General features: G+C 58.5%; 20 protein-coding genes. 8 read left to right on the top strand and 12 right to left on the bottom strand.

Features of this window, described 5'->3' with window-relative positions:
* The 5 genes from paaZ to ABWQ00_RS10685 form a co-directional block, all read left to right on the top strand.
* A partial coding sequence (gene paaZ / locus ABWQ00_RS10705; protein WP_353238663.1) for a phenylacetic acid degradation bifunctional protein PaaZ occupies positions 1–1447 on the top strand: 1447 nt, incomplete at its 5' end.
* 232 nt (positions 1448–1679) lie between these two features.
* Positions 1680–1853 carry a type II toxin-antitoxin system RelE/ParE family toxin gene (locus ABWQ00_RS10700; RefSeq protein WP_353238662.1) on the top strand — a complete coding sequence of 58 codons (174 nt, stop codon included), beginning with the start codon at positions 1680–1682 and terminating at the stop codon, positions 1851–1853.
* Positions 1853–2146, top strand: coding sequence for a HigA family addiction module antitoxin (locus ABWQ00_RS10695; RefSeq protein WP_108362694.1), 294 nt, complete (start codon positions 1853–1855; stop codon positions 2144–2146). Before ABWQ00_RS10700 ends, ABWQ00_RS10695 begins: the two co-directional genes overlap by 1 nt.
* Positions 2147–2152: 6 nt before the next feature.
* The gene (locus ABWQ00_RS10690) at positions 2153–2557 is read left to right on the top strand and encodes a YkgJ family cysteine cluster protein (RefSeq protein ID WP_353238661.1); all 405 of its coding nucleotides are present in this window, start codon (positions 2153–2155) and stop codon (positions 2555–2557) included.
* Between the two features lie 153 nt (positions 2558–2710).
* On the top strand, positions 2711–3367 hold the full coding sequence (locus ABWQ00_RS10685) for a dienelactone hydrolase family protein (RefSeq protein ID WP_353238660.1): 657 nt from the start codon (positions 2711–2713) through the stop codon (positions 3365–3367).
* Positions 3368–3385: 18 nt separating this feature from the next.
* On the opposite strand, the gene ABWQ00_RS10680 is transcribed toward ABWQ00_RS10685, so the two are convergent.
* The 6 genes from ABWQ00_RS10680 to rpoD all read right to left on the bottom strand — a co-directional run bounded on the left by ABWQ00_RS10680 (position 3386) and on the right by rpoD (position 13681).
* Positions 3386–6013 (bottom strand): putative bifunctional diguanylate cyclase/phosphodiesterase, encoded by a 2628-nt coding sequence (locus ABWQ00_RS10680; RefSeq protein WP_353238659.1) that lies wholly within the window; start codon positions 6011–6013, stop codon positions 3386–3388.
* A gap of 1 nt (position 6014) precedes the next feature.
* Positions 6015–7250 (bottom strand): ABC transporter substrate-binding protein, encoded by a 1236-nt coding sequence (locus ABWQ00_RS10675; RefSeq protein WP_353238658.1) that lies wholly within the window; start codon positions 7248–7250, stop codon positions 6015–6017.
* Positions 7243–9177 (bottom strand): glycosyltransferase, encoded by a 1935-nt coding sequence (locus tag ABWQ00_RS10670; protein ID WP_353238657.1) that lies wholly within the window; start codon positions 9175–9177, stop codon positions 7243–7245. The genes ABWQ00_RS10675 and ABWQ00_RS10670 overlap by 8 nt, the downstream gene beginning before the upstream one ends.
* Before the next feature lie 8 nt (positions 9178–9185).
* A complete protein-coding gene (locus ABWQ00_RS10665) occupies positions 9186–10409 on the bottom strand; it encodes an HlyD family secretion protein (protein WP_353238656.1) in 1224 nt (407 codons plus the stop codon).
* A gap of 28 nt (positions 10410–10437) precedes the next feature.
* Positions 10438–11097 (bottom strand): Crp/Fnr family transcriptional regulator, encoded by a 660-nt coding sequence (locus ABWQ00_RS10660; protein WP_353238655.1) that lies wholly within the window; start codon positions 11095–11097, stop codon positions 10438–10440.
* A gap of 256 nt (positions 11098–11353) precedes the next feature.
* The gene (rpoD, locus tag ABWQ00_RS10655) at positions 11354–13681 is read right to left on the bottom strand and encodes an RNA polymerase sigma factor RpoD (protein ID WP_353238654.1); all 2328 of its coding nucleotides are present in this window, start codon (positions 13679–13681) and stop codon (positions 11354–11356) included.
* On the opposite strand from rpoD, the gene ABWQ00_RS10650 reads away from it, so the two are divergent.
* Positions 13653–13922 carry a hypothetical protein gene (locus ABWQ00_RS10650; protein ID WP_353238653.1) on the top strand — a complete coding sequence of 90 codons (270 nt, stop codon included), beginning with the start codon at positions 13653–13655 and terminating at the stop codon, positions 13920–13922. The genes rpoD and ABWQ00_RS10650 overlap by 29 nt on opposite strands.
* Positions 13923–14263: 341 nt before the next feature.
* Here the strand turns inward: ABWQ00_RS10650 and mog are convergent, their stop codons facing one another.
* Both mog and yjgA read right to left on the bottom strand, forming a co-directional pair.
* Positions 14264–14875, bottom strand: coding sequence for a molybdopterin adenylyltransferase (gene mog / locus ABWQ00_RS10645; RefSeq protein WP_353238652.1), 612 nt, complete (start codon positions 14873–14875; stop codon positions 14264–14266).
* A complete protein-coding gene (gene yjgA, locus ABWQ00_RS10640) occupies positions 14868–15539 on the bottom strand; it encodes a ribosome biogenesis factor YjgA (RefSeq protein WP_353238651.1) in 672 nt (223 codons plus the stop codon). The genes mog and yjgA overlap by 8 nt, the downstream gene beginning before the upstream one ends.
* A 104-nt stretch (positions 15540–15643) precedes the next feature.
* Here yjgA and pmbA point away from each other — a divergent pair, with 104 nt between their 5' ends.
* Both pmbA and ABWQ00_RS10630 read left to right on the top strand, forming a co-directional pair.
* Entirely contained in the window at positions 15644–17053 is a 1410-nt protein-coding gene (gene pmbA, locus ABWQ00_RS10635; RefSeq protein WP_353238650.1) for a metalloprotease PmbA, read from the top strand.
* A gap of 13 nt (positions 17054–17066) precedes the next feature.
* Complete coding sequence (locus ABWQ00_RS10630) at positions 17067–17957, top strand: DMT family transporter (RefSeq protein ID WP_353238649.1); 891 nt, start codon at positions 17067–17069, stop codon at positions 17955–17957.
* 37 nt (positions 17958–17994) lie between these two features.
* Here ABWQ00_RS10630 and ABWQ00_RS10625 read toward each other — a convergent pair whose 3' ends face one another.
* From ABWQ00_RS10625 to cobA, 4 genes are all read right to left on the bottom strand, one after another.
* Positions 17995–18441 (bottom strand): GatB/YqeY domain-containing protein, encoded by a 447-nt coding sequence (locus tag ABWQ00_RS10625; RefSeq protein WP_353238648.1) that lies wholly within the window; start codon positions 18439–18441, stop codon positions 17995–17997.
* 114 nt (positions 18442–18555) lie between these two features.
* The gene (rpsU, locus tag ABWQ00_RS10620) at positions 18556–18768 is read right to left on the bottom strand and encodes a 30S ribosomal protein S21 (protein ID WP_019428257.1); all 213 of its coding nucleotides are present in this window, start codon (positions 18766–18768) and stop codon (positions 18556–18558) included.
* Between the two features lie 152 nt (positions 18769–18920).
* Positions 18921–20186 carry a BaiN/RdsA family NAD(P)/FAD-dependent oxidoreductase gene (locus tag ABWQ00_RS10615; RefSeq protein WP_353238647.1) on the bottom strand — a complete coding sequence of 422 codons (1266 nt, stop codon included), beginning with the start codon at positions 20184–20186 and terminating at the stop codon, positions 18921–18923.
* Between the two features lie 51 nt (positions 20187–20237).
* Positions 20238–21023, bottom strand: a complete 786-nt coding sequence (gene cobA / locus ABWQ00_RS10610; RefSeq protein ID WP_353238646.1) for a uroporphyrinogen-III C-methyltransferase — start codon at positions 21021–21023, stop codon at positions 20238–20240.
* Positions 21024–21033 lie beyond the last annotated feature (10 nt).

Below are 21033 nucleotides of genomic sequence, written 5' to 3'. Positions count from 1 at the left end.
GGGCATCTTGCCTGCCGGTTCGCTCCAGCTGGTGATCGGCTCCACCGGTGACTTGCTCGACCGCCTGAATGGCCAAGACGTGGTCACCTTCACCGGATCGGCCGACACCGCCGCCATGCTGCGTGTGCACCCCAATGTGGTCAAACACAGCATCCCCTTCAACGCCGAAGCCGACTCGCTCAACTGCGCCATCCTCGCGCCCGATGTCTCGCCCGACGACGAAGAGTTTGATTTGTTCGTGAAAGAAGTTGCCCGCGAGATGACCGTCAAGGCCGGCCAGAAGTGCACAGCGATCCGCCGCGCCATCGTGCCGCGCCAGCACCTCGATGCTTTGGCCGAAAAGCTCAAGGCCCGCTTGGCCAAAGTGGTGGTGGGCGATCCGTCGGTCGAGGGCGTGAAGATGGGGGCCTTGGCCTCGCATGCGCAGCAAGCCGACGTGGCCGAGCGCGTGGCCCTGCTGCGCCAAAGCGCCGAGCTGGTGTTTGGCGGCGGTGCCGATTTCAGCCCAGTGGGGCAGGGCATCGAAGGCGGTGCCTTCTTCCAGCCCACGCTGCTGCTGTGCCAAAAGCCTTTGCACACCGACAGCGTGCACGATGTGGAAGCCTTCGGTCCCGTCAGCACGCTCATGCCTTACGACGGCATTGACGAAGCCCTGCAACTGGCCGCTCGCGGCCAAGGCAGCTTGGTGGGCACGCTGGTCACCAAAGACCCGCAAATCGCGGCCCGCATGATCCCGGTGGCAGCCGCCTTGCATGGCCGATTGCACATCCTGGACCGCGAAGCCGCGGTCGAATCCACCGGCCACGGCTCGCCGCTGCCGCCGCTCAAGCACGGCGGCCCCGGCCGGGCAGGCGGGGGTGAAGAACTCGGCGGCATCCGCGCTGTCAAGCACCTGATGCAACGCACCGCGCTGCAAGGCTCGCCCACCATGATCGCTGCCGTCACGGGCGAGTACATGCGCGGTGCCAAGCTGATCGAGACCGAGGTGCATCCCTTCCGCCGTTACTTTGAAGAGCTGCAGATTGGCGAGAGCCTGCTGACCCACCGCCGTACCGTGGGCGAGGCCGACATCGTGGCCTTTGGCGGTCTGTCGGGCGACTATTTCTACATGCACTTCGACGAGATCGCCGCCAAGGATTCGCCCTTTGGCAAGCGCATCGCGCACGGCTACTTCGTGTTGTCGGCCGCTGCGGGCTTGTTTGTCTCGCCCGCGCCCGGCCCGGTGCTGGCCAACTACGGCTTGGACACCCTGCGCTTCGTCAAGCCAGTGGGCATTGGCGACACCATCCAGGCGCGCCTGACCGCCAAGCGCAAGATCGACCGGCAAAAGAAAGACGCCAATGGCGTGGGGCAGGGCGTGGTGGCTTGGGACGTGGAAGTGACCAACCAGTTGGGTGAGGTGGTGGCCAGCTACGACATCTTGACCTTGGTGGCCAAGAAGGGTTGAAGCGGTGCAATCACGGCCAAATGCCAGTGGCCTGTAAGCTGTTCTCCCACAGAGGCGACTTGGGCGAGTCTGATATCCAACATGTTGCGTGCTGCGCAACATGATACAGTCCAACCATGATCAAGTCGTTTCGTCACAAAGGCTTGCGCAGTCTGTTTGAGTCAGGCAAGGCGGCCGGTTTGCAAGCCAGCCATGTCAAGCGCCTGCGCATGCCTGACGTCCATGATGGGCGGTGCTGGACACTGCGCAAGTCATCGACGACATGGACATTCCCGGCTTTCGTTTGCATTCACTCAAAGGCGAGATGCGCGGGCGGTGGTCAATTACCGTGAACGGCAATTGGCGCTTGACCTTTGAATTTGAAGAGGGCAACGCCCACATATTGGATTACGAGGACTACCACTGATGGCCATGCACAACCCCCCTCATCCAGGTGAGTTCATTCAGGAAATTTACCTGGATCCGCACGGCATTTCCGGCCGGGAATTGGCCGAAAAACTCGATGTGGCACCGTCTACCTTGAGCCGCATTCTCAAAGGCAGCAGCCGCGTCACGCCTGAGATGGCGCTGCGTTTGTCCAAGGCTTTGGGTCGCACGCCCGAAAGCTGGTTGAGCCTGCAAGATGCCCACGATCTGTGGATCGCCCGCCAAAACGTGGACATGAACCGCGTGGTGCCTTTGCAGTTTTCTGCGGTCTGATGGCCCATGAGATCTCCCATTGCCGTTGTCGACGTTGACCGTTGCGAAACTTGGACCCGTTACAAAAACGGTTTGTGCGACAGCTGTGCGGCCAATTGCTGCACCATGCCGGTCGAGGTCAAGATGGCCGATCTGGTGCGGCTGGAGTTGGTGGACCCGTTTGAGGCCGAGCACGAAGACCCCAAGCAGATCGCCAAGCGCCTGAGCAAAGCGGGCTTGATTGAGCACTTCAACTTCAAAAACAGCATCTTCAGCTTGGCGCGCCGTGCCAGCGGTGACTGCCATTTGCTGGATGCCAAGACGCGCAGGTGCACCGTCTACGACAAGCGCCCCAACACTTGCCGCCTGCACCCGCAAGTGGGGCCGCGCCCCAACCACTGCCCTTACGGCAACAAAGCGCAATCGCGTTGATCGATGACAAAACACACAGGTCAATACGCCGAGTTCACATCGCCAGATCAGCACCGTTTCCGTGCGTTTGTGGCGCATCCCTCCAGCCCCCCACGAGGCGCTTTGGTCCTGTTGCATGAGATGGATGCCAGATCGCCCCACCGCGTTCATTCCATGGCCCCATCCAACCCCATGCCCGGGCTGAGCCAGCGCATCCGGGGATTGGTCAATGAGCATGCCGCCCGAGGGTATCTGGTGGTGGCACCATCGCTCTTTGGCCGCGGCCGAGCAGGACAGGACCATGGTTACCTTCACGAGATGGGTTTCTCGGGCGAGCAATTGGTGAAACCTTTGCAGCCGGTGGACTCCAGCCGCGTCATGCTGGACGTCCAGACCGTGGTGGATTGGGCCCAAGGGCAGGTGGCTCAGGGCAGGGTGGGCATCATGGGATTTTGCTGGGGCGGCTTGCTCGCTTGGCAAGCCGCGTGCACCATGCCCCAAGTTTTTGCAGCCGCTTCTTTTTATGGAGGGGGTATGACCCACCCAGAGGTGCGCCGGTTGCGCCCGCTTTGTCCGGTGCTGGTTCATCTGCCTTCAAATGGCGCGTGGATGACGCAAGAAGCCATGGATGAGTTTGTGGCCGCTCAGCGCGCACACTTTGCGGCCCACGGCGAGGTCAGCCCGGATCAAAAGGGGCCGATGGTTCAAATCGAACGCTACGACGCCGCGTATGGCTTTGATCATGCCGGCAGCCGACAGCACGATCCGATGGCCTCGCAAGCGGCCAGATTGAAAAGCATTGCTTTCTTGGACAAATACCTGACGATTTAAGCGCATCCCAAGGCGCTGTCATGAGGCCGTCTCTGGCACCAGGTGGGTGGGCAGGGCGAGCAGATCTCCAAGCTTCAAGGGCTTGGAAAAAAAGTAGCCCTGTGCCTGTTTGCAACCGAGCTTGATCAAGCTGTCTTGTTGAAAACGGGTTTCAACGCCTTCAGCCGTCACCTCGAGCCCCAGCGATTGCGCCAAGGCCAGAATTCCTGAAATGATTTTGATGTTTTCTAGCCGCTCCATACCGGCGATGAAGGACATGTCAATTTTCAATTTTTGAATGGGCATGCCTGCAAGGCGCGACAAAGAAGAATAGGACTTGCCAAAATCATCGATGGCAATGCGCACACCCAAGCCCATGATGGCCTGGAGTTGACCGACCAGCTCTTGGGGGCTCAAGGTGCATTCTGATTCGGTCATTTCCAGAACAAAACCATCCAAACCGTTTTCATGCTCGGATGCCAAGTGGGAAAGGATCGTCAAAAGACGCTTCCCACACATCAACTGGGGTGATGAATTCAAGGCGATCCTTGCTTTGGGAAAGTGGGCGCGTATCGCGTGGCTGTCTTTGACGACTAGGGCAAACATGTGCTCTGTCAGAGGGTCTATGGCGCCAGATTGCTCGGCCAAAGGAATGAATTCTGCGGGGCTGACCCAGCCCAATTCTTCGTCATGCCACCGTGCCAAGGCCTCAACGCCGATGACTTTTCCGGTCAGCAGATCCACTTCGGGTTGGTAATGCGCTTGGATTCGGCCTTCCCGAATGGCTGCAGCCAATTTTCTGTCGATTTTGTTTTTTCGGGTGGTGGCCGCCATCATCTGGACATTGAGCCACTGGATCTGATTGCGACCGGCTTCCTTGGCGCTCAGCAAAGCGGTATCGGCATAAATCAGCAGCTGGTTGATCGATTCCGAGTGATCGGGAAACAAAGCGGCCCCAGCGCTGAAGGTGGCGGTGACCTGCACGGTATCGAAGTGATGGACGGTGAAAACAGCAGGTTTGAACATCAATTTCAACCTGTCCTGGAAATCAGCGATCGGTTCATCGACATCCAGCACGGCAATGAATTCGTCCCCTGAACGTCGGCACAGGAAATTGCCAGCGGGCAGTATGGCCTTGAGATGTTGCGCGATCTGCCGAATGACTTCATCGCCCTGATCGTGACCAAAGGTGTCGTTGATGTTTTTGAAGTTGTCCAGGTCGATGAACAAGATCGCAAAGCGATCGCCGTTCACTTTTTTCTGGGTGTATTCCAAGAATTTCCTGTAGTTGGGCAGCCCCGTCAACAGGTCTTCGTGCAGAAGGTCTTGGAGCTTTTTTTCTGCTTCTCGAATCGCCCGGATGTCCGAAAAAACAGCCACATGGCCTTGGCTCGTGCCATCGGTATCCAGCAATGTGGACACCGACAGCAGCACGGGCAACTGGGTTTTTTGCTTGCTCAAAAAATAGGTTTCGCCTCGCCATGCACCGTGCTTGCGGACGCTTTCGGCAATGATCGGCAAGTCGACGCCCTTGTTGTCCTGGATGTAGAGCCGACCGGCAGCTTGGTTGATCAACTCCTCTTTGGTGTAGCCCGTCATGTCGGTCAATGCGGCGTTCACATCGACCACCAGACCTTGCTTGTTCGTGATCAAAATGGCTTCGGCTGCGGTCTCGAACACCCTCGAGAAAATCGCTTGTTTTTGTGTCGCCAGTCGTTGCTTTCGCAGCATGTTTTGCAAAGCATTGGAGACCTTGGCAATTTCATCGTCGGTGCGGTCAATGCGCGACCCATCACCCACCCCTTGCACCGTGTCGGCGGCCAGTCGCACCAGATCACCCAGCCGGTGCGTGGTGCGCTCTGAAAAAAGTCGGGTCCAGCGTCTCAGACCCAGTAACAGCAAGCCGCCACAGAGCAATGAAACCGCCAAACCCGTCATCACAAACAGAAAGGCCGACAAATAGCTTTGTTGGAGTTGAATATGAAGGGTGTGGTTTTTTCCAGCATAGTCCCATTCAAATTTGAAGGCTTCACTGTGTTTGGAAAGATCCGACACCGAGTCGACAAATGGGGTCAGGCTGTAATTGACTTTCAGGTCATTCGGAAAATTCAGCATGGCCATGACCTGGTTCAGATCAAGTTGAAGCCAAATGATGCCGATGGTGCTGTCTGTGAAATTGGGCGTGACAGGCACGCTGGCTGTCAGATACTTTGATTGTTTGATGGTGATCAGATCCAGGTGGGTCTGGCTGTCCTCGATGGTCTTGGGGATGTTGTCTGGGACATCCAGAAGCCAACTCGCTGAACTACCGCTCTGGATGAAAAATCGGCCCAGGTAATCCAGCAGTTCAAACTGGTGAAATTTGTTTTGATTGACTTTTTCCAGAAGTGGCAGGAGATACGTTCCCCGTCCCTCCGAGTCCGTCAGTCCGGTCCAGACCTCGGTCGATTCGGCCAAATCATTGGCTTGGCGAAAGGAATTGCTGATTTCGGAGCTGAGACGTGTCGTGATCAGCGCTTTGTAGTGCCTGAACTCTTCGCGCTGATAGAAAACAATGCCATAAATGGCCAAGAGCATGCACAGCGATGTCACGCCCAGGACGTAAGCACCAAACAGCCTGAATACGTCATGACGGATTTGGGCTTTGAGCGTGGTCGATCGCCCCATGTCAGTCCTGCGGAATCAAATGCCCCAAAGGCGTCAATTTGACAAACAGAACTTGCGATTTGTCCAAGGCGTCATGCCGATGAGGGGTGAAGGGCTTGGTGTAGTGCCTGACTGCGCCCTGGAATGCGGGCAATTTCTCCAAGGCATCTCTTATTTTGTGGGGCGATGTGGTTTTCGCGGTGTCAATGGCCTTGGCCAGAAGGTGGACCGTGTCATAAGCATGTGCGGCGCCAACGGGGCTGGGTATATCCAGGGTGCTTTTCAGGCCATTGTTTTTCAAGATCCAATCGGCCAGGTAGAGGGCACGAGGCCGCTGGTTGTTGATGAAGGTGAAGGTCTGGATGAAATCGATGCGCACCTTGGGCAGCTCTTCAGTGACCAACTCGTGCAAGGTGCCCCCCACAGCACCCCAATGTGCGACCACGGGGATGCGCATGGCCGGGTCTTGTGCGGCGATTTCTTTGACCAACATGGCGCCTTCCTTTTCATTGCCGACAAACAGCAGGCCTTGGGTGCGTGATTCCAGGCAGGCACGGTACTGTTCCTTGAGCGATGGGTCTCCCCAGTTGTACCAACGCACCACTGGAAATTGAGCGGTTTTTGAGCCGGACTTTTCCTGAATCACTTTTTCTGCGGAACGACCCCAAGCCGTGTTGGGCAAGATGGCACAAGCTTGTCGAACCCTGTATTTCGAGGCGAGTCGATTCATCATCGCTTCCACGCCCCACTCGTCCTTGAGTGAGACCCTAAACGAGTAGGACGGTTTGTGGTCGTGGTCTGTGATGGGGTCTGCGGAACCCCAGACGCTGATCAGGGGGACCTTCAGTCGGTGTGCCTCGGGCAGCATCTCCACGCTGATGGGGCTGAATTTGCCCGTCAAGACAGCCACCAAGTCTTGGGAAGTCGCCAATCGGACAAAATTGTCTTTGCCCATGGCTGAGATGCCTTTGTTGTCGGTGGTCATCAGTTTCAAGGGGCGTCCATTGAGCACGCCGCCCTTGGCGTTGATTTCTTCCAACGCGGCTTGGATGCCCCATTCGGTGGCCATGGCGGAGGTGTTGGTTTTGAGGCTGTAGGCGTCGTCAAACCCGATCCACACAGGCGGTTTTGGGGGCGAGGCTGGGGTTTGAGCCCAGGTTTGTGCGGTGCAGGCGCAGAAGAAGGCCGCAAGGACCTGGACTGTGCGATGCAGCCCCCTGTGGGCTGTCCTCAAAGACATCAAAAGGGTTTTAGCCATGGAACGTTTTCTCCCATAAAGACGAGATCAATTGGCGGGTCGAACTGCTTGTGCGGGCCACCGTGCTGTAACGGCCCGAAAAAAGTTTGCAAATCATGGCGTGGCGTTGCGCCTGGCTGCTGTATTCAAAAGTGGCCGCCAGGTGGCCGTGGTGTTGCCGCACGGGTTGGATCGTCACGCGTCCCACGCCTTGCAGCGTCAGGCTGGTGTTGTCTTTTCTGAAAAGGCCATGGGCCGTCTCAGGCAGCGCCAATTTGCAACCGCCGACGCTGGCATCGATGAGCTCAACCGGGATGCTGGTTTCGCCATCGTGGACGGTGGCCGATTCCGCCATCAAGAAGCGCTCTTCCTTTCGCAAGCGAGGGCCTTCAAAACAAAGCAAAGCGGCCAAGCCCAAAGTCACCACGTTCAGCATGGACCAGAACATGGCAATGGGGAAAAACTCGTCGTGCGGCACCACCGCCAGCTCGGGCACCACGTTCATCAGCAAGCCCACCAAGGTCAGGGCCATGCACGTCAAAATCATGCCCAGGCTGAACAGGTCCACCTGACGGCCTTGGACGGCGTCCGAGCCTTTGGGGGTGACTTTGAACGGTTGGCCAAAGGGTTTGATCAGCGATGCCAGAACGGTCGGGCCCAGTCTGAAACTGGCAAACAAGCCGACGGGACCAGAGACCAGCGGTGAGAAATGAGCACCGACCAGCCAGCGCATGGCCAGAAAAAACGACAGAAAAACCGGCAGTTGGAAAAACACCACCTCTGAGGTGTCTGTGAAGTGAAAAGGCAACCAGCCGAGCAGCAGATAGGCCAGAGGAATGGCGATCAGCATCAGCCGGACGGCGTATTGCGTGAGCCAACTGGTGGGGAAAAACAAGATGCGCTGAATGAGGCTGAGACCGGGACCCAAGGGGCCCGCTGGAAGAAACAAAGACTGAATGGCCCCACGGCACCAGCGTTCGCGCTGCACAAAAAAGCCTTCGATCGATTCGGCCGCCAGCCCCATGCTCAGGCGTTCGTTGAGGTAGATGGTTTGGTAGCCCTTGCGCAGCATGACCAAGGTGGTGAGCAAGTCTTCGGTGATGCTCTGGGTGGGAATGCCCCCAATGGCATCGACCGCTTGGCGGCGCATGATGCTGCACGAGCCGCAGCAAAACGCCGCCTGCCAGGCATCACGGGAAGCGGCCATTTGGTCAAAAAACAAGCGTTGCTCGTCCGGATAAGCCTGCATCAGGCCCAGGTTGGTTTGGATCGGGTCTTGGTTGTAGAAGTGTTGGGGCGTCTGAACGATGCCAATGGCCGGGTCTTCGAAAAACCCCAAGGTGCGATGAATGAAGTTTTTAGAAGGGACAAAGTCCGCGTCAAAGACGGCGATGAACTGGCCTTGGGCATGGGCCAAGGCATGGTTCATGTTGCCCGCCTTGGCGTGCGCGTTGTCGGTGCGTGTCAGGTAGCGCACGCCGGTTTCTTCGCAAAACTGGCGCAGCCAATCGCGCTTGCCATCGTCCAGCACCCAGACGGTTTTGTGCGGGTAGTCCACTGCTGCTGCCGCCACAATGGTTTTTTCCAAGACGTCCAGTGGCTCGTTGTAGGTCGGAATGAAAATGTCCACCTCAGGCAAGGGGCTGGGCATGCGGTGATGGTCGGCTTGTGCGCTTCGGGTGTTGGTCCTGCTCATGATCAACAAGAAGACCGCCACCTCGATGAAGGCCAAAATTTCAACGCCCCAGACACCCCAGATCCATGACTGAGCCCAACCACTGTCGCCTGAATCAGGCCACACGGTGCTGAACAAGCGCCAGGCCAAATACTGCAAACACAGCAGCACGGGGAGCAGGCACACCATTTGCCTGACTCTGAGGTCGGTTCGCTGGCTGTCCCACACCAGCAAAAAGAAAACCGCGACCAACAACAAGGGGACGTAGGCCATGCAGGCGATCAGATGAACAATGAGCTGACTCGGCTGAGCCAGACCGAGGGACGCCATTCGCGCGGCACTTTGACATCGACTTTGCGACCGGCGTAGCACAAGTTTTCTTGGGCTTTGTCCAAGTCAGCAGACGCGATCTTCACGAAAATTCGGGCGTCCTTTTTTTCACGTTGCAGTTGTGCGACCAAGGTCACGTCTTGCAAGTTGTTGCCACTGCCCGTCACAGCACCGATGTGGCCCGTCAACCAGGCGGTGCTGCCAATCAGTCGGTAACGCACCGCTTTACCAACTTGAAACGATTCGAGCGATGCCTCTGGAACAGCCACATCCAAGAACAAGTTGTCGCAAGAGATCACATGGGCGAGGTCCGTGCCGATCACCACTTCGGTGCCGTTGCTGCCGAATTTGCGCCACAACACGCCTTGGCTGGGTGCGAGCATGCGCACCTCTCGTGACACGGCCATGCTGTCGCGCTCCTTGCGGATCTGCCATTGCACATCCGCGCTGCGTTGTTCGTTTTCGCGCAGGCGGGCGGCCACGTCGGTGATTTGCAGGCGCACGTCATCCAAGCGCTGCTGTGTGTAGGGCACGTCGTTGCGTCCTTCGCCCAGGTAGACAAAGCGTTGGACCGCTTGCTTTTCGGTCTCCAGTAGCCGGATGCGGGCTTGGAAGATGTCGAGACGGCTTTGGGTGACTTCGAGTGCGTATTGCGCAGCTTCGTTCTGGGCCGGAGAGATGAAGTTTTCCTTGACCAACAGTGCGTTGCGTTGGGCCAGCATCTGTTGTTCGCGGATCAGGCTTTCCTGGGCTTTCTTTTCGGATTTGGCTTGCGCGAGCTGCTCTTCCAGCCGGAGAAATTCGTGGCTGCGGTGAACAGAGACCCGGGTTTGCAATTCTTTTTGCAGTTGTTGAAGGTTCTTCAGGTGTTGCTGCAGGCCCAAGCTTCTTTCATTCAGGGTTTTTTGCTCCACCTCCATTTCATTGACGGCACTCTCTTTGAAGCGCAGGTTGCTGATCCTGACCAGTTCCTCCCCTTGCGCGATGGGCTGGCCAGGCATTTTGCTGAAGCCGTCCAGGGCGCCCTCTATGGGGGACTTGATGACCATGTAATGGGTGTTGACGATGGCGTTGATGCTTTGAAAGTTGGCCAAGGCCGGTAAGAGCACCACCGCTGCGATCAAGGCAATGCCCAAGCCGATGGCGCGTTTGGAGTTTTTCAAAGAGGTCAGCATGTTCAAGCTCGGAAGGGGGGGTTCTTGTTCAATGCTTTTTGGCCGGATGCATCACGCGGTAGCACTCGCAAGCTCTGGCGGCGAGCGCGGGGCGGTCCAGCACTTCCAATTGACCGCGCGTGACGCTGATCAAGCCCTCATGGCTCAATTTGCCGGCAGTCAAGGTGACCGATTCGCGTCGAATGCCCAGAATGTCGGCAATTTCCTGGTGGGTGACTTGAAGGGTGTGCCCTTGGGTCTTGTCCAAGGTGTTCATGATCCAGCGAACGATTTGTTGTTCGTTGCTGTGTTTGCCGCTGCAGACGGTGGGCATGGCGATCTGCAAAATCATTTGCCGTGTTGCGGCCATCCAGATTCTCAAAAATGCGCTGTCCTGCGCCAGTTCGGCCTGGAAAACGCTCAAGGGCAATTTGTAGGCAAAGCCCGAGAACTTCACCCGGGCCCTGCTGAAGTTCTGGTTGCCCCCCATGACACCACTGCCGACCATGCCTTCTTTGCCGATCAGGACAATGTCGGCCGAGGAGCCGTCCGAGATGTCGATTTGCATGGCCATGATGGCGCTCACCGGGACGCAGACGAATTGAATCGCCTCGTGAGGCCGAAAGATCAACTCCCCCGTTTCAAGGCAAGTCAATTGAAAGGATGAAGCCAGTTTTTCGTATTTTTCGGCATTCAACTGCTTAAGCATCAGGTTATTCGATGGACTTAACATTTTTAGCCCTTTTGGAGAATCTGATGTTTACTGTAATTTTCCGCAACGAATTTGAGTGTTCGTTATCGAACATTATGGGGCTTTTGTTGGTAAAAATGTGAAATATAAAAATTAAATTAAAATTAAAAAAATTCTTTTGTTGCGCAAGTATTAAAAATAGTGAGGGGCGCAATAAAAAAAGCCTCTCGACTTCGCAGTCGGGAGGCTTTGCTTTGTAAAGACCTGTGCGGTTTTACATCGTGTCGATGAAGCTGCGCAGCTTGTCTGAGCGGCTGGGGTGCTTGAGCTTGCGCAGCGCCTTGGCTTCGATCTGGCGGATGCGTTCGCGGGTCACGTCAAACTGCTTGCCCACTTCTTCCAGGGTGTGGTCGGTGGACATCTCGATGCCAAAACGCATGCGCAGCACTTTGGCTTCGCGGGGTGTCAGGCTGTCCAGGATGTCCTTGACCACGTCGCGCAGGCCCGCTTGCAGCGCAGCGTCCATGGGCGCGGTGTGGGTGTTGTCTTCGATGAAGTCGCCCAGGTGGCTGTCGTCGTCGTCACCGATCGGCGTTTCCATGGAGATCGGCTCTTTGGCGATCTTCATGATCTTGCGGATCTTGTCTTCCGGGATTTCCATCTTCTCGGCCAGGATGGAGGCATCGGGCTCGAAGCCAAATTCCTGCAGGTGCTGACGCGAGATGCGGTTCATCTTGTTGATGGTTTCGATCATGTGCACCGGGATGCGGATCGTGCGGGCCTGGTCCGCAATCGAGCGGGTGATGGCCTGGCGGATCCACCAAGTGGCATAGGTCGAGAACTTGTAGCCCCGGCGGTATTCGAATTTGTCCACCGCCTTCATCAGGCCGATGTTGCCTTCCTGGATCAAATCGAGGAACTGCAAACCGCGGTTGGTGTATTTCTTGGCGATCGAGATGACCAGACGCAGGTTGGCCTCGATCATCTCTTTCTTGGCATCACGCGATGAGCGCTCACCGGCGTTCATGCGCTTGTTGATGTCTTTCAGTTCATCGAGGGGCACCACGACTTGCGATTGCAAGTCGGTCAGCTTTTGTTGCAGGTCTTGCACCGGCGGGATGTTGCGGCCCATGACCGCGCTCCAGCTCTTGCCCGCAGCGGCTTGTTTTTCAATCCACTTGAGGTTCAGCAGGTTGGACGCAATGCGCTTGCCGTTCTTGTCACGGCCACTGAAGTCGGCGATGAACAGTTCTTGCGGGTAGCCACATTTGTCCACGATGATGCGGCGCAGTTCGCGCTCTTTTTTGCGCACATCGTCGACCTGGCCGCGCACCATGTCGCACAGCTTTTCAATGGTTTTGGCTGTGAAGCGGATGGTCATCAGCTCTTCAGACAGGGCCGATTGCACCTTGATGTAGGCGGGGGTGCCCCAGCCTTCTTTGTCGTACACCTTGTGCACTTTTTCGAAGTATTCGGTGATGCGGTCAAAGCGTTCGAGAGCTTGGACTTTGAGTTCTTCGAGCTTTTTGGTCAGGGCTTTGGAGCCGCCTTTGCCATCGTCGTCATCGGCTTCGTCGAATTCATCGAAGTCTTCTTCGGCCACATAGTCATCGGCTTCGTTCAGGTTGGCAAAGCCATCCACCACGGTGGAGATGACGACCTTGCCTTCGCGGATTTCGTTGGCCAGGCGCAGGATTTCTGCGATGGTGGCTGGCGATGCGCTGATCGCAGCCATCATGTCCATCAAGCCGCCTTCGATGCGTTTGGCGATTTCGATCTCGCCTTCGCGTGTCAGCAGTTCCACGGTGCCCATCTCGCGCATGTACATGCGCACGGGGTCGGTGGTGCGGCCGAATTCACTGTCCACGGTGGACAAGGCGGCTTCAGCGGCTTCTTCAGCTTCTTCCTCGGTCGAACCTGTGGGCGCGTTGTCGGTGATGATCAGGCTCTCAGCGTCAGGCGTTTGCTCGTACACCGCCACACCCAGGTCGTTCAGGGTGGCGATCACCACTTCCAGGGTTTCGGCATCGACCAATTTGTCGGGCAAGTGGTCGCTGATTTCGCCGTTGGTGAGGTAGCCGCGGGTCTTGCCCAGCTTGATCAGGGCTTTCAGACGATCGCGCCGCTGCTTCATCTCGGCTTCGGTCAGGACGGTTTCGTCCAGGCCAAATTCTTTCATCAAGGCACGCTCTTTGGCCTTGCTGATCTTCATGCGCAGGGGCTTGACCTTTTCGCCTGTCTCCGACACGTTGTCAGCGACGGGTTCGCCTTGCAAGTCGTCTTCGAGGGCGGCCAGTTCCAACTCTTCTTCAAGACTGGGCTCGGCGATGCTGCCTTTCTTTTTGGGGCCGCGTTTGGCACCCGTGGTGGTTTTGGCCGGTGGTGGTGCCTTAGGGACTGCTGGCTTTTTCGCTTCTGCAGGCGCAGAGGCTTTGGCCGCTTTGGTCGGTTTTTTCACTTCTGCTGCGGGTGCTGCCGCTTTGACTTTGGCTGCAGGGGCTTTGTCGATGACTTCAGATTTCTTGGCGGGCACGGAGGCGGCTTTCTTCACAGGCTTGACAGGAGTCGCTGGGATGGCCGTTGTTTTGGGCTTGCTGGGCATTGCTTTGGCGGCTGGTTTCGCAGCTGGTTTCGCCGCCGATTTGGCGGCGGGTTTGGCAGCAGCTTTGACCGGTGCTTTGGCCTTGCTCACCACGGGGGCGGGCTTTTTGGCCGGTGCTTTGGCAATCACTTTGCTGGCTACTTTGGGCACAGCGGCAGGCGCAGGTGCTTTTTTGGCAGCGGGAGCTTTGACAACGGTTTTGGATTTGGCAGCGGCCTGGGCAGGCTTCTTCGACTTTTGAGCAGGCATGAACGAACACCTCAGAACATCAAAACAGACAAGGAAACGGACACAGTCTGCGCCAAATACATCCCGGCGCGGGCGTGGTTTTAGACGCAAATCAAAACCCACAAGGGTGTTTAATTTGCAATGGCAAGATGGTGGGCGAACATTTGGTGTGCAGTCCTTGCGGAACGGTGACCGGCCCACATGGGGGCGTCGCGCTGATGGCGTTGGTCTAGCCGGAGGTGCTGCTGTCGCTCTTGCCGAAAAATTGGGATTATACCTAAAGACAGGTGGACAGCCCTAGATAACGGGCAGTTTTTAGGTCGGCGGCTTCAGCCCCGACATGAAAGTCAGCGTTCAGCGCGCAGTCCGAATGGCGGTTTTGGGGCGAAAGGCTTGGCAGACTTCACTGCGGGTTTCCATGTAAGGACCGCCAATCAAGTCCACGCAATAGGGCACGGCCGCAAAAATGCCGTGCACCACGGCTTTGCCCTCAGCATCTTTCAGGCCTTCCAAGGTCTCGGCAATGGATTTGGGCTGGCCGGGCAGGTTGATGATCAGGCTCTGGCCCCGGATCACCGCCACTTGGCGCGACAAAATCGCGGTCGGTACAAACTTGAGGCTGATTTGGCGCATTTGCTCGCCAAAGCCAGGCATTTCCTTGTCGGCCACGGCCAGCGTGGCCTCGGGGGTCACGTCGCGCAGGGCTGGGCCTGTGCCGCCGGTGGTCAGGACCAAGCTGCAACCGGCGTCCACCAGTTCGATCAGCGTGGCGCTGATGCGTTCTTTTTCGTCGGGGATCAGGCGCGGCTCGAAGCTGATCGGGTTGTGCAGCGCCCGGGTCAACCAGTCTTGCAGCGCGGGCAGGCCCTTGTCTTCGTACACGCCGGTGCTGGCGCGGTCGCTGATGGACACGATGCCGATCTTGACGGGGTCAAAAGCTCCCAAGTGGGCTGTGGCTTCACTCATCATCAGTCTCCTGGTCAACGGCCTCGTCGAAGGACTCGTCGCTTTTGCCGCCGGTCAGCACACTGCGCACCAGTTTGAACAGCTCGCGGTAGGCACGGCCCTGGCGCGGGGCCAGACCTTGCGAGACGGCCGCGTTGCTCACGGGCACCGCGTCCTTGCGGGCTTGGCGCACCAAGGCACGCAGTTGCTGGATGTCGGTTTGGGGGTGGTGCGCCAGCCATTCGCCCACGGCCGCGTCGTCGGCAATCAAGCGGTCGCGCCAGGCTTCGGCCAGGTGCAGGGCTTGGGTGTCTTTGGCACTGCCCAGGCGCTGAATGTCGAGGGCTTCGCGCACGGCTTGCAGGGTATCGGGGCTGAGCAGACGCATTTGCTTGCCGATGAACTGCATCTGACGGCGCTTGCCTTCGAAGTTGGTGATGCGTTTGGCTTCGGCCAAGCCATCGACCAGCTTGTCAGGCAAGGCGAGGCCTTCCATCAGGTCTTTGCGCAGGGTGAGCAAGGCGGTACCCAGTTCTTGCAGTTCGGTGCTTTCGCGCTTGAGTTCGGTGCGGCTGGGTCCATCCAGGCCACCCTTGAGCTCACGCTTGTACTCCAGGTCGAGTTCGCTGCCCTCGGCAACAAACTGACCGCGGACGAAATAGCCTTTTTTGGGTTTACGGGACATGACTGGGGAAACTCGTTCTTGTGTGCAGCGCAAGCGGCTGGGTGGCAAGTATCATAGCGGCCACTGCGGGCCCGGCGCCCGCCATTTTTTTTGAGAACACTTCCGTGAAAAGTTCCGTGAAAAAAAACGTTCCTCCCACCGCATCCCATGGTCATGCCCACGACGGCTTCAGTTACTCGCGCGACCATTTTGAAGCGCTGGTCGACATGGCCTTGCACCATGCCAAAAAGCTGGGTGCCACCAATGCGGGTGCCGAAGCCTCTGAAGGCTGCGGCCTGTCGGTCAGCGTGCGCAAGGGCGAACTGGAAAACGTGGAGCGCAACCGCGACAAGTCGCTGGGCGTGACGGTGTATGTGGACCACCGCCGTGGCAATGCCAGCACATCCGACTTTTCCAAGGCGGCGATTGAGCGCACGGTGCAAGCCGCTTATGACATTGCCCGCTTCACCGCCGAAGATCCGACTGCCGGCCTGCCTGATGAGGCCGACATCGAAACCCACCACCGCGATCTGGATTTGTTCCATCCTTGGGCCATCAACAGCGAAGAGGCGGCCCAGCTGGCCTTGCAGTGCGAAGCCGCTGCGCTCAAGACCAGCCGCCGCATCACCAACAGTGACGGCGCAGCCGTGTCGGCCCAGCAAAGCCACTTTTTCAGCGCCCACACGCACGGCTTTCGCGGTGGTTATGCCAGCTCGCGCCACAGTGTGTCGGTGGCACCCATTGCGAAGCTGCCGGGCCGCAACGCAGAGATGCAGCGCGACGCGTGGTACACCTCCATGCGCTCGGCCGATGAGTTGGCCTCGGTCGAAGCGGTAGGCCGTTACGCCGCAGAGCGCGCTTTGTCGCGCTTGGGGGCGCGAAAAATCGCCACCACCGAATGCCCGGTGTTGTTCGAGTCGCCCGTGGCCGCAGGCTTGCTGGGCGGTTTTGTGCAAGCTGTGAGTGGCGGGGCGCTGTACCGCAAGAGCAGCTTCTTGCTCGACTCGCTGGGCAAAAAGGTGTTCCCCAAACACATCGACATCGAAGAGGATCCTTTCATCTTGCGTGGCAAAGGCAGCTCGCCCTTTGACGACGAGGGCGTGCGCTCCGCGCGTCGCCAGGTGGTCAAGGGCGGCCGGGTGGAGGGCTACTTCCTCTCCAGTTATTCGGCCCGCAAACTGGGCATGAAGACCACCGGTAACTCGGGCGGTTCGCACAACTTGTCCATGACTTCGCGCCTGACACAAGCGGGTGACGATCTCAACGCCATGCTGCAAAAACTGGGCACGGGCCTGTTTGTGATCGAGTTGATGGGCCAGGGCGTGAACTACGTCACGGGTGACTATTCACGCGGGGCCAGTGGCTTTTGGGTGGAAAACGGGCAGATCGCTTACCCGGTGCACGAGATCACCATCGCGGGCAACCTCAAAGACATGTTCATGGGTATCGAGGCGGTGGGCGCTGACACCTACAAAATGGGGGCCAAATCCACCGGCTCCATCTTGGTCAACCGCATGAAGCTGGCGGGCAGTTAAGGCCTGCTGCGCTGTGCAGGCAGAACTTTTGGCGGCGCTGGCCGCCTTGTCATGGGCGGTGGGCAGTTTGTTTTCTGCCGCAGCTTCGAGCCGCATGGGTGCCTTTGCGTTCACACGCTGGCGCTTGTTTTTTGCGCTGACCCTGCTGTGGGCGCTGGCAATGTTCACCGGGCAATGGCGCAGCTTGGATGCATCAAGCGTGGCCTTGCTGGCCTTGTCGGGCTTGATTGGCATTTTCATTGGCGACACCGCGCTGTTTGCCTGCATGAACCGTTTGGGGCCACGCCGCAGTGGCGTGCTGTTTGCCACACATGCCTTGTTTTCCACTTTGCTGGCCTGGCTGTTTTTGGGTGAGACCCTGTGGGGCTGGACCTTGGTGGGTGGCAGCTTGCTGGTCTCGGGCGTGATGGTGGCCATTGTGTGGGGCCGCCGCGAGAGTGAAACCCATGCCTGGGAAAACACCCAAGGTTCTTTGTGGACGGGTGTTGTGCTGGGGCTGGTGGCGGCCGTGTGCCAGTCGGTGGCCACCTTGATGATCAAGCCCTTGATGGCCTCAGGGGTAGATGCGGTATCGGCCTCTGCGGTGCGGACTTCGGCCAGTTTCTTGGCGCACTTGGCGCTGCTTTGGGCCGGGGCTCAGGTGGCCAAAGTGCAAAACCCGTTGGACACCAAGACCTTGTTCAACACCTGGGCCAGTGCCGCGGTGGCCATGGCACTGGGCATGACCTTGATCTTGCAGGCGCTGCATACCGGGCAGGCCAATTTGGTGGGGATTTTTTCGTCCCTCACCCCGATCCTGCTGTTGCCGCTGCTGTGGGTGGTGTACCGCCGCCGTCCAGCTTGGGGGGCTTGGGGCGGGGCGGTTCTGGCCGTGGCCGGGGCTGCGCTGATCTTGCAGGCCTGAGCGCCTTCACAGCCCGTCCACCAGGCCCTAAAGCGCATCAGCCCGCCAGCGCTGCCTTGACCGCTGCCGACACCTGACCCATGTCGGCCTTGCCAGCCAACTGGGCTTTGACCGCACCCATCACTTTGCCCATGTCTCCCGGCCCCTTGGCACCCAACTCGGCCACGATGGCCTGCACGGCCGCAGTGACTTCTTCGGCCGACATGCGTGCAGGCAGGTAAGCCAGCAAAACAGCCATCTCGGCTTTTTCCTTGTCGGCCAAATCTTGACGGGCGGCTTGTTCAAAGGCGGCGATCGAGTCTTTGCGTTGCTTGATCAGCTTGTCCACGATGGCGACCACGGCCACGTCGTCGAGCTCGATGCGCTCGTCCACTTCTTTTTGTTTCATGGCCGACAGCAGCAAGCGGATGGTGCCCAGACGTTCCGCATCTTTGGCCCGCATGGCGGTTTTCATGTCTTCGGTGATTTGTTCTTTCAGGCTCATGAGCGGCTCCAAGAATGGGGAATTTAAACAAGGAAATCAGAAACAACAAAGCCCGCCTGAGCGTCCTCCAGCGGGCTTGTTTGCAGACCTTGGCAGGTCATACAAAATGGAAGATCAATACATCTTCTTGGGCAACTGCATGCTGCGCACACGCTTGTAGTGGCGCTTGACGGCAGCCGACTTCTTGCGCTTGCGCTCAGTGGTGGGCTTTTCGTAGAACTCGCGGGCACGCAGATCGGTCAGCAGGCCGAGTTTTTCGATGGTGCGCTTGAAGCGACGCAGGGCAACGTCAAACGGCTCGTTTTCTTTCACGCGGATGGTGGTCATTGAATCAAAGTTTCCAAAAATGTGCCGGCTGAGCAAGCAAGGGAGATCGGGCCCTTGAAAGCCAGTTACGGCGGATCCCCGTCACGAACTAGTATTTGGCAGACGGGGGTTTGCCAGCAAAGCCTGAGATTATAGCCAGGAAATCAAAAAATTCAGGTGGCACTGGCCTGTGAATGGGGTGCTTGTCGGGCAGCCAAGGCCTCGGCGCAGGCATGGCCGCTGGCCCAGGCCCACTGAAAGTTGTAACCGCCTAGCCAACCGGTCACATCCATCACCTCGCCAATGAAGTACAGGCCGGGTTGTTTGGACTCCATGGTTTGGGAGGACACATCGCGCGTGTCCACCCCGCCCAGCGTGACCTCGGCCTTTTTGTAGCCTTCGCTGCCGGTGGGGGTGAGCTGCCAGTTTGACAGGGCTTCGGCCAGTTTGTTCAAAGCCTTGTCGGGTACATCGGCAACGGTGCGTTGCAAGGCCGGTTCTTGGCTCACCCAGGCTTCGGCCAATCGGCTGGGCACCAGGGTGGCCAGCTCGTTGCCCAGCAGTTTTTTGGAGCGCAATTTGGCCTCTTGCAGGCGCTCGGGCAGGTTCATGTCTGGCGCGAGGTTCAGGCGAATCGGCGTACCTTCTTGCCAGTAGCTTGAGATTTGCAAGACGCCCGGCCCGGACAGGCCCCGGTGTGTGAACAGTAGGTCTTCGTCAAAGTGCATGCGGGCTTTTTTTTCACCCGTCTCGATGCCCACGGGCAGCGCGAGACCGGCCAACTGGGCATAAGCTGCCCAGGCCTCGCCGTCAAAAGTCAAGGGCACCAAGCCGGGGCGTTGCGCCACCAGGCGCAGGCCAAACTGGCTGGCGATGCGGTAGCCCCAGTCGGTGGCGCCGATTTTGGGGATGGACAAGCCACCCGTGGCCACCACCAATGACGTGGTCTGCAGGGGGCCATCGCTGGTGACCAGCGTGTAACGGGTGCTTTCGCCCGAGGGTGCAGGTTCACCAGATACCGCTTGTACCGATTTCACGCTGCAGCCTGAGCGGATGTCTACGCCACCAGCGGCACACTCGGCCAGCAACATGCGGATGATGTCTTCCGCAGAGTGATCGCAAAACAGCTGGCCTTTGTGTTTTTCATGGAAAGCGATGCCGTGTTTTTGCACCAGGTCGATGAAGTCTTGCGGCGTGTAGCGCGACAGGGCCGAGCGGCAAAAATGCGGGTTCTGGCTGATGAAGTGCTTTTGCGGGGACGACGCGTCGAGCAAACGGTTGGTGAAGTTGCAGCGCCCCCCGCCCGAGATGCGGATTTTCTCGGCGATTTTGTCGCTGTGGTCGATCAACAGCACCTTCAGGCCGCGCTGGCCCGCCACGCCCGCGCAAAAAAGGCCGGCAGCCCCGGCCCCCACAATCACCACATCCCATGTACTCATGGCGATGGAGTGTAAGGGGGCAAGCGCCTACACCCCAAGAGGTTGGCAGTATCAGGCGGCCCGCTGCACCGACGGCTTGGGATCAGCCCGTTGCCAGGCCCTTGCACCCTGCACCACATCCCCCACCACGATGATGCTGGGGCTTTCCAGTTGTTCGCGTTGTACGGTGTGCACCAGTTCACCCAGCGTGGTCAAGACTTCGCGCTGACTGGGCAAGCTGGCGTTTTGCACCACGGCCACGGGCGTTTGGGCAGGCAAGCCGCTGAGCAAGCCTTGGCCGATATGCTCCAGGCTGCTCACGCCCATGTAAATGACCAGCGTGAGTTTGGCCTGGTGGGCGGTGTGGGCCAGTTGCACCCAGTCGGTACCGCTGTCGCCAGGTTTGGCATGGCCGGTGACGAACACCACGCCGTGTGCGTGCTCACGGTGCGTCAGCGGTGCGCCCAGGCTGCTCAGGCCCGCCAGGCCCGAGGTGATGCCGTTGACCACTTCCACATCGATGCCGGCGGCACGCAGGTGCTCCACCTCTTCGCCGCCTCGGCCAAAAATGAAAGGGTCGCCACCTTTGAGGCGCACCACCTGTTCACCCGCTTGCACGGCCGTGATCATCAGTTTGTCGATGAAGGCCTGCGGCGTGCTTTGGCAACCGCCGCGTTTGCCCACATGGACAATGCGTGCGGTGGGTGAGGCATGGGCCAGCACGGCGTCGTTGACCAAGTCGTCCACCAGCAACAAGCTGGCGCTGGCAATCGCTTTGACGGCTTTGAGGGTCAGCAGTTCCGGGTCGCCGGGACCGGCTCCGACCAAAGTGCAGCGGTAGGCAAAGTGAGGGCTCATGGGCGTTCAA

It is taken from the genome of Limnohabitans sp. (genome assembly GCF_040400975.1).
Lineage (GTDB): Bacteria > Pseudomonadota > Gammaproteobacteria > Burkholderiales > Burkholderiaceae_C > Limnohabitans_A.
Note: the sequence above shows the minus strand (reverse complement) of the source record. Positions and strands in the feature narration are given on the sequence as shown.